General features: G+C 73.0%; 16 protein-coding genes. 11 read left to right on the plus strand and 5 right to left on the minus strand.

Going from position 1 to position 17,281, the window contains the following annotated elements; all coding sequences use genetic code 11:
- Positions 1-11 precede the first annotated feature (11 nt).
- From hydA to ACGH52_RS31685, 3 genes are all read left to right on the plus strand, one after another.
- A complete protein-coding gene (hydA, locus tag ACGH52_RS31675; protein ID WP_399944310.1) occupies positions 12-1,415 on the plus strand; it encodes a dihydropyrimidinase in 1,404 nt (467 codons plus the stop codon).
- 11 nt (positions 1,416-1,426) lie between these two features.
- On the plus strand, positions 1,427-2,449 hold the full coding sequence (locus tag ACGH52_RS31680; protein ID WP_399944312.1) for a TIGR03842 family LLM class F420-dependent oxidoreductase: 1,023 nt from the start codon (positions 1,427-1,429) through the stop codon (positions 2,447-2,449).
- Between the two features lie 111 nt (positions 2,450-2,560).
- Positions 2,561-4,111 (plus strand): NCS1 family nucleobase:cation symporter-1, encoded by a 1,551-nt coding sequence (locus ACGH52_RS31685; RefSeq protein ID WP_171987595.1) that lies wholly within the window; start codon positions 2,561-2,563, stop codon positions 4,109-4,111.
- Here the strand turns inward: ACGH52_RS31685 and ACGH52_RS31690 are convergent.
- The 3 genes from ACGH52_RS31690 to ACGH52_RS31700 form a co-directional block, all read right to left on the minus strand.
- Entirely contained in the window at positions 4,108-4,764 is a 657-nt protein-coding gene (locus ACGH52_RS31690) for a hypothetical protein (RefSeq protein ID WP_059302492.1), read from the minus strand. The two genes, ACGH52_RS31685 and ACGH52_RS31690, sit on opposite strands and share 4 nt — an antisense overlap.
- A gap of 134 nt (positions 4,765-4,898) precedes the next feature.
- Positions 4,899-5,726, minus strand: a complete 828-nt coding sequence (locus ACGH52_RS31695; protein WP_059302491.1) for a class I SAM-dependent methyltransferase — start codon at positions 5,724-5,726, stop codon at positions 4,899-4,901.
- Complete coding sequence (locus ACGH52_RS31700; RefSeq protein ID WP_121702730.1) at positions 5,723-6,736, minus strand: carboxymuconolactone decarboxylase family protein; 1,014 nt, start codon at positions 6,734-6,736, stop codon at positions 5,723-5,725. The genes ACGH52_RS31695 and ACGH52_RS31700 overlap by 4 nt, the downstream gene beginning before the upstream one ends.
- A 166-nt stretch (positions 6,737-6,902) precedes the next feature.
- Here ACGH52_RS31700 and ACGH52_RS31705 point away from each other — a divergent pair, with 166 nt between their 5' ends.
- The gene (locus ACGH52_RS31705; protein WP_399944319.1) at positions 6,903-8,048 is read left to right on the plus strand and encodes a sensor histidine kinase; all 1,146 of its coding nucleotides are present in this window, start codon (positions 6,903-6,905) and stop codon (positions 8,046-8,048) included.
- Positions 8,045-8,719, plus strand: a complete 675-nt coding sequence (locus ACGH52_RS31710; RefSeq protein WP_076978236.1) for a response regulator transcription factor — start codon at positions 8,045-8,047, stop codon at positions 8,717-8,719. The genes ACGH52_RS31705 and ACGH52_RS31710 overlap by 4 nt, the downstream gene beginning before the upstream one ends.
- 15 nt (positions 8,720-8,734) lie before the next feature.
- Here the strand turns inward: ACGH52_RS31710 and ACGH52_RS31715 are convergent, their stop codons facing one another.
- Together ACGH52_RS31715 and ACGH52_RS31720 are read right to left on the minus strand one after the other, a co-directional pair.
- Positions 8,735-9,799, minus strand: a complete 1,065-nt coding sequence (locus tag ACGH52_RS31715) for a lipoate--protein ligase family protein (protein WP_076978242.1) — start codon at positions 9,797-9,799, stop codon at positions 8,735-8,737.
- Between the two features lie 92 nt (positions 9,800-9,891).
- Positions 9,892-10,860 carry a HAMP domain-containing sensor histidine kinase gene (locus tag ACGH52_RS31720; protein WP_171987597.1) on the minus strand — a complete coding sequence of 323 codons (969 nt, stop codon included), beginning with the start codon at positions 10,858-10,860 and terminating at the stop codon, positions 9,892-9,894.
- Positions 10,861-10,987: 127 nt separating this feature from the next.
- On the opposite strand from ACGH52_RS31720, the gene ACGH52_RS31725 reads away from it, so the two are divergent.
- The 6 genes from ACGH52_RS31725 (at position 10,988) to ACGH52_RS31750 (ending at position 17,256) form a co-directional block, all read left to right on the plus strand.
- Positions 10,988-11,758: a helix-turn-helix domain-containing protein gene (locus ACGH52_RS31725; protein ID WP_210974869.1), complete on the plus strand. Its 771-nt coding sequence runs from the start codon at positions 10,988-10,990 to the stop codon at positions 11,756-11,758.
- Between the two features lie 198 nt (positions 11,759-11,956).
- The gene (locus ACGH52_RS31730; protein ID WP_399944324.1) at positions 11,957-12,997 is read left to right on the plus strand and encodes an iron-siderophore ABC transporter substrate-binding protein; all 1,041 of its coding nucleotides are present in this window, start codon (positions 11,957-11,959) and stop codon (positions 12,995-12,997) included.
- Complete coding sequence (locus ACGH52_RS31735; protein WP_399944327.1) at positions 12,994-14,037, plus strand: FecCD family ABC transporter permease; 1,044 nt, start codon at positions 12,994-12,996, stop codon at positions 14,035-14,037. The genes ACGH52_RS31730 and ACGH52_RS31735 overlap by 4 nt, the downstream gene beginning before the upstream one ends.
- Complete coding sequence (locus tag ACGH52_RS31740) at positions 14,034-15,086, plus strand: iron chelate uptake ABC transporter family permease subunit (protein ID WP_210974866.1); 1,053 nt, start codon at positions 14,034-14,036, stop codon at positions 15,084-15,086. Before ACGH52_RS31735 ends, ACGH52_RS31740 begins: the two co-directional genes overlap by 4 nt.
- Positions 15,083-15,964 carry an ABC transporter ATP-binding protein gene (locus tag ACGH52_RS31745; RefSeq protein WP_399944330.1) on the plus strand — a complete coding sequence of 294 codons (882 nt, stop codon included), beginning with the start codon at positions 15,083-15,085 and terminating at the stop codon, positions 15,962-15,964. Before ACGH52_RS31740 ends, ACGH52_RS31745 begins: the two co-directional genes overlap by 4 nt.
- Positions 15,961-17,256, plus strand: coding sequence for an MFS transporter (locus ACGH52_RS31750; protein ID WP_210974864.1), 1,296 nt, complete (start codon positions 15,961-15,963; stop codon positions 17,254-17,256). The genes ACGH52_RS31745 and ACGH52_RS31750 overlap by 4 nt, the downstream gene beginning before the upstream one ends.
- Positions 17,257-17,281 lie beyond the last annotated feature (25 nt).

Raw genomic sequence — 17,281 nt, forward strand, 5'->3', positions numbered from 1 at the left:
GGAACAGCAGCATGAGCAGCCGTACCGTCATCCGCGGCGGCCTCGTCGTCACCGCGTCCGACGAGATCCACGCCGACGTCCTGATCGAGGACGGCCGCGTCGCCGCCCTCGCCGCGACCGGCACCCCGGCCGCCGAGACGTTCACCGCCGAGAGGGTCATCGACGCGAGTGGCAAGTACGTCATTCCGGGCGGTGTCGACGGGCACACCCACATGGAGATGCCCTTCGGCGGCACCTACGCCGCCGACACCTTCGAGACCGGCACCCGCGCCGCCGCCTGGGGCGGCACGACCACCATCGTCGACTTCGCCATCCAGAGCGTCGGACACTCCCTGCGCTCGGGCCTGGACGCCTGGCACGCCAAGGCCGAGGGCAACTGCGCGATCGACTACGCCTTCCACATGATCGTCTCCGACGTGAACCAGAAGACGCTCAAGGAGATGGACCTGCTGGTGGAGGAGGGCGTGACCTCCTTCAAGCAGTTCATGGCCTACCCCGGCGTCTTCTACTCCGACGACGGGCAGATCCTGCGCGCCATGCAGCGCGCCGCCGAGAACGGCGGCCTGATCATGATGCACGCCGAGAACGGCATCGCGATCGACGTCCTCGTCGAGCAGGCCCTCGCCCGCGGCGAGACGGACCCCCGCTTCCACGGCGAGGTCCGCAAGGCCCTCCTGGAGGCCGAGGCCACCCACCGCGCGATCCGGCTCGCGCAGGTCGCCGGGGCGCCGCTGTACGTCGTGCACGTCTCGGCGACGGAGGCGGTGGCGGAGCTGACCCGGGCCCGCGACGAGGGGCTGCCCGTCTTCGGCGAGACCTGCCCCCAGTACCTGTTCCTGTCCACCGACAACCTCGCCGAGCCCGGCTTCGAGGGCGCCAAGTACGTGTGCAGCACCCCGCTGAGGCCGAAGGAGCACCAGGCGGCGCTGTGGCGGGGCCTGAGGACCAACGACCTCCAGGTGGTCTCCACCGACCACTGCCCCTTCTGCTTCAGCGGCCAGAAGGAGCTGGGCCGGGGCGACTTCTCCAAGATCCCCAACGGGATGCCGGGCGTCGAGAACCGCATGGACCTGCTCCACCAGGCCGTCGTCGACGGGCACATCAGCCGCCGCCGCTGGATCGAGATCGCCTGCGCCACCCCGGCCCGGATGTTCGGCCTGTACCCGAAGAAGGGCACCATCGCGCCCGGCGCGGACGCCGACATCGTCGTCTACGACCCGCACGCCGAGCAGGTCATCTCCGCCGAGACCCACCACATGAACGTCGACTACTCGGCGTACGAGGGGCGGCGGATCACCGGCCGGGTGGAGACCGTGCTCTCGCGCGGCGAACCGGTCGTCACCGAGCGGGAGTACACCGGGCGCAAGGGCCACGGCGTCTACACCCCGCGCGCCACCTGTCAGTACCTGAACTAGGAGTGGTGCCCATGGACTTCGGACTCGTCCTGCAGACCGACCCGCCGGCCTCCCGCGTCGTGGAGCTGATGAAACGGGCCGAGCACAACGGCTTCAGCCACGGCTGGACCTTCGACTCCGCCGTGCTGTGGCAGGAACCGTTCGTGATCTACAGCCAGGTGCTGGCCAACACCAGCACCCTGAAGATCGGCCCGATGGTCACCAACCCGAGCACCCGCACCCCTGAGGTGACCGCCTCCACCTTCGCCACCCTCAACGACATGTTCGGCAACCGCACCGTCTGCGGCATCGGCCGCGGCGACTCCGCGATGCGGGTCGCGGGACGCAAACCCAACACCCTCGCCCGCATCAGCGAAGCCATCAAGGTCATCCGCGCGCTGGGCAGGGGAGAGGAGGCCGACCTCGGCGGTGGCACCGTCGTCCGGTTCCCGTGGGTCAGGCCCGGCGCCGAGGTCCCCGTGTGGATGGCCGCGTACGGCCCCAAGGCCCTGAAGACGACCGGCGAGGAGGCCGACGGCTTCATCCTCCAGCTCGCCGACCTCTACCTGACCGAGTACATGGTCAAGGCCGTCCGCGACGCCGCCGAGGCCGCCGGACGCGACCCCTCCGAGGTAACCGTCTGCGTCGCCGCCCCCGCCTACGTCACCGCCGACGACTCGCCCGAGGCACTCGCCCACGCGCTTGAGCAGTGCCGCTGGTTCGGCGGGATGGTCGGCAACCACGTCGCCGACCTGGTCGCCAAGTACGGCGCCCACACCGGGGCCGTGCCCGACGAACTCACCGACTACATCAAGGCCCGCGAGGGCTACGACTACGCCCACCACGGGCGCAGCGGCAACCCCGACACCCAATTCGTGCCGGACGAGATCGTCGACCGGTTCTGCCTGATCGGACCGGTCGAGAAGCACATCGAGAAGCTGACCGCCCTGCGCGCCCTCGGCGTCGACCAGTTCGCGCTGTACGACATGCACGACGCGCAGGAAGCCGTGATCGACGCCTACGGCACCAAGGTCATCCCGGCCGTCAACGCCTGACCCCACCCTGCCCGCCCCGCGCTCCGGGGCGGGCCCCAGGGCGCACCCGCGCACCCCCCCTCGGCACCGCCCGCACGGCCTTTCCCGTCCCACCGCATGATTGGCCTGCCCATGACCGACACCGCGCCCACGGCCATACCGCCGTCCACCCAAGTCACCCTGCCCGACGGGCGCGTGGAGCTCTCCCCGGGCTCCGCGCCGCCGAGCGGCCCCTACGCCAACGAGGACCTGCTGCCCGTCCCCGTCGAGGGGCGCACCTGGACCACGTACAACTTCTCCGCCCTGTGGGTCGGCATGGCCCACAACACGGCCTCCTGGACCCTCGCCTCCGGTCTCATCGCGGTCGGCATGGACTGGAAGCAGGCGGTGCTCACCATCGCCCTGGCCAACCTGATCGTGCTCGCACCCATGCTGCTCACCGGGCACGCCGGACCCAAGTACGGCATCCCCTTCCCGGTGTTCGCCCGCGCCTCCTTCGGCATCCGGGGCGCCAACCTGCCCGCCGTCGTGCGGGCGTTGGTGGCGTGCGGCTGGTTCGGCATCCAGACCTGGATCGGCGGCGAGGCGATCTACTTCCTGGCCGGGAAGCTGATCGGCGACGGCTGGACGAACGCGGCGACGTTTGGCGGCTACGCCTGGACGATGTGGCTGTCGTTCGCGATCTTCTGGGCGCTCCAGGTCGCCATCATCTACCGGGGCATGGAGACCATCCGCCGCTTCGAGAACTGGGCGGCGCCCTTCGTCCTCGTCGGCGCCTTCGTGATGCTGTGGTGGATGGCCGACAAGGCGGGCGGCTTCGGCCCCCTCTTCGACCAGCCGTCCAGGCTGGGCTGGGGCGGCGACTTCTGGAAGCTGTTCTGGCCCTCCCTGATGGGCATGATCGGCTTCTGGTCCACGCTGTCCCTCAACATCCCGGACTTCACCCGCTACGGGAAGAGCCAGAAGGCCCAGACCCGCGGCCAGGCCCTCGGCCTGCCGACGACGATGACCCTGTTCGCGTTCCTCTCCGTGATGGTCACCTCCGGCTCCCAGGCGGTCTACGGCGAACCCGTCTGGGACCCGGTACAACTCGCCGCGAAGACGGACAACGTGGTGGGCCTGCTCTTCGCCCTCGTCACCGTCCTGGTGGCGACCCTGTCCGTGAACATCGCGGCCAACCTGGTCTCACCGGCCTTCGACTTCTCCAACGTCGCCCCGCGCAAGGTGAGTTTCCGGGCGGGCGCGCTCATCACGTCCGTCCTGGCCGTGCTGATCTTCCCCTGGAAGCTGTACTCCGACCCGCAGGGCTACATCTTCACCTGGCTCGGCCTGGTCGGCGGACTGCTCGGCACGGTGGCCGGCATCCTCATCGCCGACTACTGGATCCTGCGCCGCGCCCGCCTCCACCTCGTCGACCTGTACCGCAGGGGCGGACGCTACTGGTACAGCGGCGGCTGGAACTGGCGCGCGGTGCTCGCCTTCGCCGTCGGCGGCGTCCTGGCCATCGGCGGCGCCGACTTCCACCCGCTGGTCGACGGCCGCCCCGTACCGTTCCTCGAACCCCTGGCCGACTACGGCTGGGCGGTGGGCCTGGGCACGTCCCTGCTCCTCTACCTGGCCCTGATGCTGCTGCCCGCCACGCGGCCGAAGGCCGGGACCGCCGGCCCCGCCGCTCGGCCCTAGCGGTCCTGCAAGGCGGCCACGGCCTCCTTGGCCGCCTTGATGGCGCCCTTGTTGATCTCGGTCGTGCCGGGGGCCTTCTTCGACTCGAAGTCGCTGCCGTTGTACGTGATCATGACCAGGGCGTTGGCCGCGCGGACCAGTACGGTGCCCTCGCGGGTCTGCTGCTTGTCCTCGGTGGTGAGGTTCACGACCGAGTAGGCGCTGTCGCCGAGGCCCGGGACGGCACCGCCGCCGCCGCGGTCGGCGACCCGTTCCTTGTACGACTTCCGCGCCGCGTCGTCCGTCTCCATCACCTCGAAGGAGACGTCCAGCCAGCGGTAGTCGTAGCCCTTGAGCGCGTTCCAGGAGCAGGTGCGGCGCACCGCGCTGTCGGTGGACGGGATCTCCTTGCCGGCCGCCTTGGCGCCCGGCACCAGCGAGGTGACCGTCTTGCCGGCCAGGGCCTCGCACGGTGCCGGTGCGGCGGCGTACGTCTTCGTCGCCGCCTGTGTCGCCGGTGCGGACGCCGAGCGGTTCGTGGTGTCGGGCGGCGTCTTGTCCTTCGCGGCCGGTGACGTGTCCGGCCCGGACGACAGCGCCCAGCCCGCCGTGGCGAGCACGGCGACCGGCGCCAGACGGGCGGTCAGGGCGAGCGGCAGGGGAAGAGAACGCACGGCGCACTTCTCGTGGGGGACGGTGCGGAGGGTGCCCGCACTGCGGACGGGACGCCAGTGTCACACGAGTCCCCGTGGGGCGGAAGGCCGAACTCGGTGCGTGGCCGGTCGGTGACGGAGACGAACGGTGTCGCTCAGGGCCGTACGGCCGTCACCAGCCACACGCCCGCCCGCATCCGTACGCCGGTGTCCGAGGCGTGGGGGAGCAGCGCCGCCTCCAGTTCGGCCAGCCGTCCGGCCGGAAGGGGGCGGCCCGGGAAGCGGGACAGCAGGAAGTCGACGGCGTCCGCGACGTCCCGGCCCCACACCGTCTCCACGGTGACCGGGGCGACCGTCACCTCGCGGTACCCGGCCCCGGACAGGACGTCCCGGACGCGTTCCGGGTCGGAGAGCGAGGCCATCGCGCCGCGTGCGGCGACCGCCTCGGGGCCGGGTTCCTCGCCGACGAGGCGGGCGAACAGACCCAGCGCCCGGGCCTCTTCCGAGTGCTCCCCGGGCGGCTGCGGGCAGACGAACGCGAGCCGCCCGCCCGGCCGCAGGGCCCGCGCCAGATTGCGGAAGGCGGCGGTGTGGTCCTCGAAGAACATCACACCGCCCCGGCTGACGACCACGTCGTAACCGTCCGCCGGGAACCGGTGCACCTGCGCGTCCGCGCACTCGTACGCCGCGTTCGCGAGGCCTTCGGCGGCGGTGCTGGCCCGGGCCCGCTCCAGCAGCGGCGCGGAGATGTCGACACCGACCGCGTGCCCGGGGGCGGCGAGCCGGGCCGCGATCCGGGTCGTCGCACCGGCCCCGCAGCCGACGTCGAGGACACGGTCGCCGGGAGCGACGGCCGCCGCGCCGAACAGGGCGTCGTTCACCCCGGCCAGCATCGCGTCGTAGCGGGCCTGATGGGCGGCCCAGTGGGTGCCGACGGGACCGTTCCAGGCCTCGGCCTGGCGGGGGTTGGCGGTGACGGTCATGAGGTCTCCCGAGTGGTGGGGCGAGTGGCCGGGGCGGTCAGGGCGGTCTCGACGCGGTCCACCGCGGCGAACGCGCCGTACGCGACGAGGTGGACCAGGCAGTGGTCGGTGTGCTCGGGACGGCGCCACGCCGCGACGTCCGCGTCCGTGATCCGGTACGGCGCGAGCGCGGCCAGCAGCGCCAGCCGTGCGCCGGGCCGCTCCCGCCGGTCGGGGAACGGGTCGGAGCCGACGGGCGGGTGGGAGCCGTCCCAGTCGCGCACCGCGACGCGCACGAGGTCCTGGTCGTCGGCGTCCAGGAGACCGGCGCCCGCCGAAGCGGCGGTGGCGAGCGCCGCGTACGCCGGGCCGACCGGAGTCCCCGCCGCCCACGCCGGTCCCCGGCCGGGGCCGTCCAGCAGGGGCAGGGAGGCGCCGGGCACGGCGGTCCGGCGCACGGTGCGGGACAGCGACCGGCCCGCCAGGCTCCGTACCGGCCGCAGCCGTTGGGCGTCGGCCGGGAGCAGCCTCTCGGTCACCAGGGACGACACGACACGGTTGATGAAGTGGAAGGCCAGCACGGTGCCGAGGTAGCCGGGAGCCTCCTCGGCCGGGAACGGATACGGCTCCCGCGCGGCGCCCGGGACCCGGGTGCGCCGCGCCCAGTCGAGCACGCGCGCGTGCCGCTCGTCCGTCGGCTCTTCCCCCCGGGCCAGCCGCTCGGCCAGGGCGTGGTCGCCGGTGGCGTGCAGCAGCATGGTGTGCGCGTCCACGCAGAACCGGCACCTGTTGGCCTGCGACACCCCGAAGGCGGCGACCTCCTTGCCGGTCCGGTCGCCGGGGCCCGCGAGCAGGGACTCGCGCATCAGCGCCCAGGCCGGGGCGACGAGCGCGGGCGCCGAGGAGAGGACCACGAAAGGGGCGGGTTCGGGGATGCCGAAGTCCCGCGCGGCCTGTGCGTAGACCTCGGCGACGCGGCCGGTGGCGGACTTCGGAGGCAGCGGTTCGGTGTGACGGAAGGGTGTGGGCATGAGCGACAGCCTGCGCCCCGGGGGCGGGCGGAGTCGTCGTACGGCCGGAGGCGATCGGCGCTGCGCCGCCGGGGCCCGGCCGGCGGCCGACTACTTCGCCGGGAGTAGTCCCGAAGCCGTCCACAGGGCCGACGCGGCGGCCCACGGCGACGCATAGGGTGCCGACATGAGCGGGCGTCGGATCGATCGCGAACGGCTCGCCGACGTGGTCCTCGCGGCCGTGGTCGGCGCGCTCGGCATGACGGTCGCCGCCTTCGACGAGGACACCACGGCACTCGACCACCTGCTCGTCGCCCTCGCCTCGGCGGCGCTGGCCTTCCACCGCGCCGCCCCGCGCGCGGTGCTCGCCGTCGCCACCGTCCTCGGCACGGCGTACGTCGTGCACGCGCACCCCGGTCCGCTGTCCGCGCTGCCCGTCCTGGGCGCCGTGCACACCGCGGCCCGGGTCGGCCACCGGGGCGTCGCGGCGGTCGGCAGCGCCGTGTTCCTGGCCGGATACGTGGCCACCGGCCCCGGCACGCAGAACGTGGCCGAGCGGGCCGGGCTGCTCGCCGGCTGGTTCCTGTGCGCCGTCGTGACCGGGCTCGCCGACCGCAACTGGCAGGCGTACCTGCGCCAGACCGAACAGCGGGCGTTGGAGGCGGAGCGCACCAGGGAGGAGGCGGCCCTGCGCCGCGCCGGGGAGGAACGGCTGCGGATCGCCCGGGAGTTGCACGACTCGCTGACGCACAGCATCTCCATCGTCAAACTCCAGGCGGGAGTCGCCGTCCACCTCGCCCGCAAACGCGGCGACGAGGTGCCGCCCGCGCTGCTCGCCATCCAGGAGGCCAGTGGCGAGGCGATGCGCGAACTGCGCTCCGCCCTCCAGGTGTTGCGGGCCGACGAACCCACCGGCACCCCGGCCCTGCTCGTCGAGCGCGCCCGCGCGGCCGGACTCGCCGTCGACCTGGCCGTCACCGGGGACGAACGTCCGCTGCCCCGGGCACTGGACCGCGCCGCCTACCGCATCGTGCAGGAGGCCCTCACCAACGCGGCCCGCCACGCCGGACCGGCGAAGGTGCGGGTCCGCATCGACTACGGCACGCGGAACACGGGGGAGGCCATGGGAGACAGGAACGGACCCGCGGGGGAGCTGACGATAGCCGTGGACGACGACGGAGCCGCCGACCCCGCCCGCCCGCCGGTGCCGGGCACCGGCCTGACCGGCATGCACGAACGTGTGAGCGCCCTCGGCGGCACCCTGCGCGCCGCCCCGCGCGCGGAGGGCGGCTTCTCGGTGCACGCACGGCTCCCGCTGGGGGAGACGGTATGAGCGGCGTCCTGCGGGTCGCGCTCGTCGACGACCAGGCACTGATGCGGGCCGGGTTCCGGGCGCTGCTCGACGCCGAGGAGGGCATCGAGGTGGTCGGCGAGGCCGCCGACGGGGAGCAGGGCGTGGCGCTGGTGCGCGCCGAGGTGCCCGACGTGGCGCTGGTCGACGTGCAGATGCCGGTGATGACGGGCATCGAGGCGACCCGCCGCATCGCCGCCGACCCGGCCCTCGCCGCCGTACGCGTCGTCATCCTCACCAACTACGGACTGGACGAGTACGTCTTCGAGGCGCTGCGGGCGGGAGCCAGCGGCTTCCTCCTCAAGGACACCGAACCCGCCGACCTGCTCCAGGCCATCGACGTGGTGGCGCACGGCGAGGCGCTGCTCTCCCCGTCGGTCACCCGCACCCTGATCGGCGAGTTCGTCGCCCGGCCCCCGGACCGGACCACCGCACCCGGCCTGGACTGCCTCACCCGCCGGGAACGCGAGGTCACCGCGCTCGCCGCGCGCGGTCTGAGCAACGAGGAGATCGCCGCCCACATGGTGATCAGCCCGCTGACCGCCAAGACGCACATCAGCCGCGCGATGACCAAGCTGGGCGCCCGCGACCGGGCCCAACTCGTGGTGTTCGCCTACGAGTCGGGCCTGGTCGCGGTGCGCGGCAGGGCCTAGGGGGCAAGATGTGCCTCAGGGCACGCGGGCGGTCCACTCGGTGGAGGAGAACTTCCCGCGGGCCAGCTCCCGGGCCCGGGCCAGCTCCTCGTCCGTCACCTTCCCCTGGGTCAGCCCGTACCGCCCGGCGAAGGAGGAGATCATCCGCTCGATCACGGCCTCGCGCGCCAGTCCGGTCTGCCGGCGCAGCGGGTCCACCCGCTTCTTCGCGGACCGCGTGCCCTTGTCGGACATCTTCTCCCGCCCGATCCGCAGCACCTGGAGCATCTTGTCCGCGTCGATGTCGTACGACATGGTCACGTGGTGCAGTACGGCACCGGGGCCGCCCCCGGGTCCCACGACGCGCTTCTGGGCGGCGCCCGCGATCTTGCCCTGGTCGGTGGCGATGTCGTTCAGCGGCTGGTACCAGGCGCGGATGCCCATCTCGCCGAGCGCGCCGAGCACCCAGTCGTCGAGGTAGGCGTAGCTGTCCTGGAAGGAGAGGCCCTGCACCAGCGACTCCGGCACCGACAGGGAGTAGGTGATCGTGTTGCCGGGCTCCACGAACATCGCGCCGCCGCCGGAGATGCGGCGCACCACCTCGATGCCGTGCCGGGCGGCGCCCTCGGGGTCCACCTCGTTGCGCAGCGACTGGAAACTGCCGATGATCACCGCCGGGGCGCCCCACTCCCACACCCTGAGCGTCGGCGGGCGCCGGCCCGCGGCGACCTCGGCGGTCAGCACCTCGTCGAGGGCCATGTGCAGGGCGGGGGCCTGGGGCCCCTCGTGGATCAGCTGCCAGTCGTAGTCCGTCCAGTCCGTGGCGTGCGCCAGCGCCCGGCGCACGGCGATGCCGACGCCCTCCGAGGTCAGCCCGTACATGACGGTGCCCTCGGGCACGGCCGCGTCGATCCGCGCGGCGAGTCCCGCCGCGTCGGTGTCCGCCGGCGCGCCCTCCAGGGCGCGGTTCACGGCGTCCAGCGCCTCGTCCGGTTCCAGGAAGAAGTCGCCCGCCACGCGCACGTGCCGCAGCACGCCCTTCTCCGCCTCCACGTCCACGACGACCAGCTTGCCGCCGGGGATCTTGTACTCACCGTGCACCGTTGCGCCTCCGTTCCGCATCCGGGGACAACAGCCCGCCCGGCCGGTGTGTTCCCGCGCGGCCCCGCCCCGGCCGCGCGCCGGTCCGGGGGTCACCCGATCCGGGCGGCCACCCGGTCGCCCACCGGGACGGTCAGCCGTACCTCGGTGCCGCCCCCGCGCGCGGGAGCGACCACGAGATCGGCGCCGATCAGCAGGGCGCGCTCGCGCATGCCGCGGATGCCGGCTCCCTCGGCGGCCCCACCGGAGCCGTCGAAGCCCCGGCCGTCGTCGCGCACCCGCAGCTCCACGGCGTCGCCCGCCCGCGCCAGGGTGAGCACCACCAGGCGGGCGCCGGAGTGCCGGGCCGCGTTGGTGAGACCCTCCTGGGCGACCCGGTAGAGCACCAGGTCGGCGTTGTCGCCGAGGGCGGGCAGGCCGGGGGCGATCGCGTGGCGCACGGTCAGCGAAGGCCCGGTGAACTCGTCCGACAGCGACCTCAGGGCGCTGCTCAGACCCAGCTCCTCCAGGACCCCCGGGAGCAGGCGGCGGGCGATGCGGCGGATCTCGTCCAGGCTGGCCCGGGTCGTCTCCTGCACCTGAGAGAGCTGCTCGCGCACCGGGCCGGGCGCCTGGTCCGCGACCCGCTTGAGGTCCAGCAGCACGGCGGCGAGGGTCTGCCCCACCTCGTCGTACAGCTCCTGGGCGACCCGGTGGCGTTCCGACTCCTGCGCGCTCAGCGTGCGGGCGGCGCTCAGCGCGCGCTCGGCCTCCAGCCGGTCGAGCATGGTGTTGAAGGTGGTGATCAGCGCGGCGATCTCGCCGTCGCCGTCGACCTTCGGGCGGACCCGCGGCCGCAGCAGGTCGGTCGTGGTCATGGCGTGCGCGAGCCGGCGCAGCGGCCCGAGGCCGATCCGCAGCAGCAGGACGTTGGCGACCAGGATCACCACCAGGCCCACCGTGAGGATCGCGGCCTCGGTGAGCAGGACGGGCGTCGACACGGTGACCGGTCCCAGCAGCAACGCGGTCGCGGCGACCAGCACCACCGAGTTGAACAGCGAGATTCTCCAGAACAAGGACACCGCAGCAGCGTCGGCGACGCACCGCGCGGGCGTCCATCGGTTCCCACACCCATTTCCGGACCGCGCCGGCACCGAGCCACCGAAGGGGCGGACGGGTCCGTTCCCGACTCCGGTTAGCCTGGGCCGCATGCGTGTCACCAGGGAACTTCCGGCGCTCGCCGCCGGCGCGGTGGACGTCTCCTTCGTCATCCAGGGGTACGAGGAGGTCGTCACCGACGACACCGCCTGGAACGAGCACTCCCACCCGTGGCACGAACTGCTGTGGAACGCGCACGGGGCGTCCACCGCCGTGGTCGACTCCACGGTCTGGTGCATCACCCCGACGCTCGGCCTGTGGATGCCCGCGGGGCGACTGCACTCGGCCTCCGCCGTGGCCGGTACCTCCTACCGGGCCCACTTCTTCCGGCACGGCACGGTCTCGGCACTGCCCGACGAGCCGGTGGCCGTGGACATCACCCCGCTGCTCAGGCTGCTCCTCGACCGGCTGGGGGAGCCGCAGCTGTCCCCGCGCTCCCGGGACGTCACCGAGGCCATGGTGCTCGACGTCCTGCGGCCCTCGCCCAGGGCGCTGCTGGTGCAGCTGCCCACGTCCGCGCTGCTGCGGCCGATCGTGGACGCGGTCCGCGCCGATCCCTCCGACCAGCGCACCCTGACCGGCTGGGCCGCCGCCCTCGGCTGCTCCGCGCGCACCCTGACCCGCGCCTTCCGGGCCGAGACGGGCACGAGCTTCGCCCGCTGGGTCGCCTCGGTACGGGCCCAGCACGCCGTGCACCTGCTGGCGCGCGGGTTCGAGGTCGACGTGGTGGCCGACGCGGTGGGCTACCGCTCGGCGAGCGCCTTCGGGGCGGCCTTCCGGCGGACGACGGGGACCACCCCGGGCCGGTTCCGGGCGCGCTGAGGGCGGGGCACGCCGACCGTGCGATGCCCCGATCGGTGTCCCGATCGGTGTCCCGATCGCTACAAGCGGTGTCGAAAAGGCTCGATTGCTAGGGGTGCGCGGGCTGCCTAGTCTGAGCGGGCACGTTCAGGTAAGCCTTACCTAACTGGCCCTGTCCGACTTCCCGTGCCCAACTCCCCGAAAGTGAACACCGGGTCGATGAGAACACCCCGCCTTCGCGTACTCGCCCTCGCGGCGGCCCTGCTGCTCGGCCTCACCGCGTGCGGTGGCCAGGACGACGAGAACAAGGCCGACGCCGCCGGCGCGGACGCCCCCGGGCAGTTCCCCGTGACGATCAAGCACGCGCTCGGCACCACCGTCATCCCCGACAAGCCGAAGCGCGTCGCCACCGTCAACTGGGCCAACGACGAGGTGCCGCTCGCCCTCGGCGTCGTCCCCGTCGGCATGGCCAAGGCCAACTTCGGCGACGACGACGGGGACGGCGTACTGCCCTGGACCGAGGCACGGCTCAAGGAACTCGACGCCAAGACACCGGTGCTGTTCGACGAGACCGACGGCATCGACTTCGAGGCCGTCGCCGACACCCGGCCCGACGTCATCCTCGCCTCGTACTCCGGGCTGACCGCGCAGGACTACGAGACCCTCAGCGAGATCGCGCCCGTGGTGGCCTACCCCGAGGCCGCCTGGGCGACCCCGTGGCGGGACATCATCCGGCTGAACAGCAAGGCCATCGGCCTCGCCGACGAGGGTGACGAGCTGATCGGCGACCTGGAGGGGCAGATCACCGAGACGGTCGCCAAGTACCCCCGGATCAAGGGGAAGTCGGCGATGTTCATGACCCACGTGTCCTCCAAGGACGTCAGCGAGGTCGGCTTCTACACCACCCACGACACCCGCACCCAGTTCTTCACCGACCTGGGCATGAAGATCCCGGCCAGCGTCTCCGGGCCGTCCGAGGACACCAAGAAGTTCGTGCTCACCAAGAGCGCCGAGCGCATCGACGACTTCAACGACGTCGACATCGTCACCGGCTACGGCGACGACAAGGGCGAACTCCTCAAGGCACTCAAGAACGACCCGCTCACCTCCAAGCTGACCGCCGTCGAGCAGGGCTCGATCTACCTGCTGCCCGGCAGCACCCCGCTGGCGACGGCCGCCAACCCCACGCCGCTGTCCATCCCGTACGTCCTGGACGACTACGTGAAGGCGCTCGCCGCGGCCGCGGACAAGGCCGCGTGAGCGCCACCGGAACCCTGCGCGCGCCGAACGCCCTGCCGATCCGGCGTTCGGCGCGCGTACGCGTGATCTGGCTCCTCGTCCTCGCCGCGGTCCTGCTCGTCGTCATGACCGCCTCCCTCGCCCTCGGCTCCCGCGACGTCGCCTGGTCCGACGTCTGGGCGGCCCTCGGCGGGGCGGACCGCACCCTGGAGGAGGCGGCGGTCGCCAAGCGCGTCCCGCGCACCCTCCTGGCCGTCGTCGTGGGCGCCGCCCTGGGGCAGTCCGGCACCGTCATGCAGGGCGTCACCCGCAACCCGCTCGCCGACCCCGGCATCCTCGGCGTCAACATGGGCGCCTCCCTGGCCGTCGTCACCGCCATCGCCCACTTCCAGCTCGCCTCGGCCTCCGGATACATCTGGGTCGCGATGGGCGGCGCCGCGCTGACCGCCGGTTTCGTGTACACCGTCGGCTCACTGGGCCGCGGCGGCGCCACCCCGCTGAAGCTGGCCCTGGCCGGTGCCGCCATCTCGGCCGCGCTCACCTCGCTGGTCAGCGCGGTCGTCCTGCCGCGCAACGACATCTCCGACACCTTCCGGCTGTGGCAGATCGGCGGCGTCGGCGGTGCCTCCTACGGGCAGCTCGGCAGCGTGCTGCCCTTCCTCGCCGTCGGGTTCGTGCTCTGCCTCGCCAGCGCCCGCGCCCTCAACTCCCTGGCCCTGGGCGACGACCTCGCGGCCGGGCTCGGCGAACGGGTGGCCCTCGTACGGGCCGTCGCAGCGCTCGGCGCGGTCGTGCTGTGCGGCGCGTCCACGGCCGTCGCCGGACCGATCGCCTTCGTCGGCCTCCTGGTGCCGCACACCTGCCGTCTCCTGGCCGGCGTCGACCACCGCTGGCTGCTGCCGCTGTCCGCACTGGGCGGTGCCGTCCTGCTCACGGCGGCGGACGTGTTGGGGCGGGTCGTGGCACGGCCCGCCGAGATCGACGTCGGCATCCTGACCGCGATTCTCGGCGCCCCGTTCTTCATCCACATCGTCCGTCGACAGAAGGTCAGATCCCTGTGAGCGCCCCCGCCGTCGACGCCCCGTCCACGCTGCGGACCGTCACCCGCACCCGCGTCCGCGGCGCCCTGCGGCGCCGACTCCTCGTCCTGACCCTGCTGGCCCTCGTCGCCGCAGCTTTCGTCACCTCCCTCATGGCCGGGCACACCTTCTACCCGGCCCACGACGTGCTGCGCGTGGTCTTTGGGGAGGACGTGCCGGGCGCCTCCTTCACCGTGGGCAGACTGCGGCTGCCGCGCGCGGTGCTCGCGCTGAGCGCCGGACTCAGCTTCGGCATCGCCGGAGTCACCTTCCAGACCATGCTCCGCAACCCGCTCGCCAGCCCCGACATCATCGGCATCAGCGCGGGCGCGAGCACCGCGGCCGCCATCGCCATCGTCGTCTTCTCGCTGGGCGGCACCGAGGTGTCGGTCGTGGCGATCGCCGCCGCGCTCGGGGTGGCGCTGCTGGTGTACACCCTCGCCTTCCGCGACGGGGTGGCCGGCACCCGGCTCATCCTCATCGGCATCGGCGTCTCCGCCCTGCTCGACAGCGTCACCTCCTACGTCCTGTCGCAGGCCGGGGAGTGGGACCTCCAGGAGGCGATGCGCTGGCTCACCGGCAGCCTCAACGGCACCACCTGGGACGAGACCGTGCCCACCGTCCTCGCGGTGCTCGTGCTCGGCCCGGTGCTGCTGTCCCGGGCCCGCAACCTTCGCGCCCTGAGCCTCGGCGACGACACGGCCTCCGCGCTCGGCGTCCGCGTCGAACGCACCCGCGTCGTCGTGATCGTCGCCGCCGTCGGGCTGATCGCGTTCGCGACGGCCGCCGCCGGTCCGATCGCCTTCGTCGCCTTCCTCTCCGGCCCGATCGCCGCCCGGCTGGTGGGGACCGGCGGCTCCCTGCTGGTCCCGGCGGGACTGGTCGGCGCCCTGCTCGTCCTCGTCGCCGACTTCACCGGCCAGTACGCCTTCGACACCCGCTATCCCGTGGGCGTCGTCACCGGCGTCCTCGGCGCGCCCTACCTCGTCTACCTGATCGTCCGCACCAACCGGGCCGGAGGCTCACTGTGACCGCGTCCCACACCCTGTCCACCGAGGACCTCACCCTCGGCTACGGCGACCGCGTCGTCATCGAGGGCCTCGACCTGACCCTCGCGGCCGGGCGGATCACGGTCATCGTCGGAGCCAACGCCTGCGGCAAGTCGACGCTGTTGCGCTCCATGTCCCGGCTGCTCGCCCCGCGCGCCGGACGCGTCGTCCTGGACGGCAGGGAGGTGCACCGCACCCCGGCCAAGGAACTCGCCCGGACCCTCGGCCTGTTGCCCCAGTCGCCGGTCACCCCCGAGGGCATCACCGTCCTCGACCTGGTCGGCCGGGGCCGCCACCCGCACCAACGCGCCTTCTCCCGCTGGACGGCGAAGGACGACGAGGCCGTCGCCGCCGCGCTGGAGGCCACCCACACCACCGACCTGATGGACCGCGCCGTCGACGAACTCTCCGGCGGTCAGCGCCAGCGGGTGTGGATCGCCATGGCGCTGGCCCAGCAGACCGACCTGCTGCTGCTCGACGAACCCACCACGTTCCTCGACATCAGCCACCAGATCGAGGTCCTCGACCTGCTCACCGACCTCAACCGGACCCGCGGCACCACCATCGTCATGGTCCTGCACGACCTCAACCTCGCCGCCCGCTACGCGGACCGGCTCATCGCCCTGGCCGCCGGCGGGCTGCACGCCGCCGGAAATACGGAGGAGGTGATGACCGAGGACACGGTACGGTCCGTCTACGGCATGGAGAGCCGCGTCATCGAGGACCCGGTCTCCGGCAGGCCCCTCGTCCTGCCGATCGGACGCCACCACACGACGGCCACCGCCACCGCCACTGCTACTGCCACCGTCACTGCCACCGCGACGGCGACCGTCACCGAAGACAGCGAAGCAAGGCCATGACCCCGAAGCTCACCGCACTGCTGCCCGACCTCGCCCCCTGGCGCTCCTCCCGCGACTTCCGGCTCCTGTGGGTGCAGGGACTGGTCACCTACCTCGGAAGCGTGATGGCGCTGATCGCCCTCCCGCTCCAGATCAAGGAACTGACCGGCTCCCCGCTCGCCGTCGGCGTCATGGGCGCCGTCGAACTCGTCCCCCTGGTGGTGTTCGGGCTCTACGGCGGGGCGCTCGCCGACGCCGTGGACCGGCGCAGGGTCATCGTGCTCACCGAGGCGGGCCTGGGCCTCCTGGCCGCCGTCCTGCTCGTGAACGCGCTGCTGCCGCGGCCCCTGCTCTGGCCGCTGTACGTGGTCGCGGGCGGGGTGGCCGCGCTCGCCGGACTCCAGCGCCCCGCACTCGACTCGCTGCTGGTCCGGATCGTGCCGCACGGCCAACTGGCCGCCGCCGCGGCCCTGAACGCGCTGCGCTGGCAGGCCGGAGCCATCGCCGGGCCCGCCCTGGCCGGCCTCGTGGTCGCCTACGCGGGCAACGTCTCCGCGTACACCACCACCGTGGTCTGCTTCTGCGCCTCGGTCCTGATGTGCCGTCGGCTCTCGCCGGTGCCGCCCGTCGAGCACGCGGCCAAACCGTCCCTGCGCGGCATCGCCGAAGGCGCCCGGTACGCCTGGTCGCGGCCCGTCCTGCTGGGCACCTACGCGATCGACCTGGCGGCGATGCTCTTCGCCTTCCCGAACACCATCTTCCCCTTCCTCGCCGACGAACTCGACGCCGACTGGGCGCTGGGCCTGATGTACTCGGCGGGAGCCGTCGGCTCGCTGGTGGTCAGCCTGACCAGCGGCTGGGTCTCCCGGACCCGGCGCCACGGCCTGCTGGTGGTGTGCGGCGCGGCCGGCTGGGGGCTGGCCATCGCGGCGGCCGGCTGGACCGCGAACGTCTGGCTGGTGCTGGCCTGCCTCGCGCTGGCCGGAGCCGGGGACATGCTGAGCGGTCTGGGCCGCACCACCATCTGGAACCAGACCATCCCCGACCGGCTGCGCGGCCGGCTCGCGGGCATCGAGGTGCTCTCCTACAGCATCGGACCGCAGCTCGGCCAGGTCCGCGCCGGTGCGATGGCCGGGTGGACCGGCGCCCGCCCGGCGGTCTGGACCGGCGGGGTGGCCTGTCTCGCGGCCGTGGGACTGCTCACCGCCGCGCTGCCCGGACTCGTCGGTTACGACGCCCGCACCGACGAGGACGCGCTGCGCCGCGCCCAGGAGGGCAACGGACCTCGCACCGAGGAGCCGACTCCGACCTGAGAACGACGGACCGCCGCCGCCCGGA

Source organism: Streptomyces sp. BBFR25, assembly GCF_044590125.1.
GTDB lineage: Bacteria > Actinomycetota > Actinomycetes > Streptomycetales > Streptomycetaceae > Streptomyces > Streptomyces canus_D.

Bases quoted from the DNA above. Each gene is read 5' to 3' on its own strand.
- hydA (WP_399944310.1), top strand. From the start codon at position 12: ATGAGCAGCCGTACCGTCATCCGCGGCGGCCTCGTCGTCACCGCGTCC.
- ACGH52_RS31680 (WP_399944312.1), top strand. From the start codon at position 1,427: ATGGACTTCGGACTCGTCCTGCAGACCGACCCGCCGGCCTCCCGCGTC.
- ACGH52_RS31685 (WP_171987595.1), top strand. From the start codon at position 2,561: ATGACCGACACCGCGCCCACGGCCATACCGCCGTCCACCCAAGTCACC.
- ACGH52_RS31695 (WP_059302491.1), bottom strand. From the start codon at position 5,726: ATGACCGTCACCGCCAACCCCCGCCAGGCCGAGGCCTGGAACGGTCCC.
- ACGH52_RS31700 (WP_121702730.1), bottom strand. From the start codon at position 6,736: ATGCCCACACCCTTCCGTCACACCGAACCGCTGCCTCCGAAGTCCGCC.
- ACGH52_RS31705 (WP_399944319.1), top strand. From the start codon at position 6,903: ATGAGCGGGCGTCGGATCGATCGCGAACGGCTCGCCGACGTGGTCCTC.
- ACGH52_RS31710 (WP_076978236.1), top strand. From the start codon at position 8,045: ATGAGCGGCGTCCTGCGGGTCGCGCTCGTCGACGACCAGGCACTGATG.
- ACGH52_RS31725 (WP_210974869.1), top strand. From the start codon at position 10,988: ATGCGTGTCACCAGGGAACTTCCGGCGCTCGCCGCCGGCGCGGTGGAC.
- ACGH52_RS31730 (WP_399944324.1), top strand. From the start codon at position 11,957: ATGAGAACACCCCGCCTTCGCGTACTCGCCCTCGCGGCGGCCCTGCTG.
- ACGH52_RS31750 (WP_210974864.1), top strand. From the start codon at position 15,961: ATGACCCCGAAGCTCACCGCACTGCTGCCCGACCTCGCCCCCTGGCGC.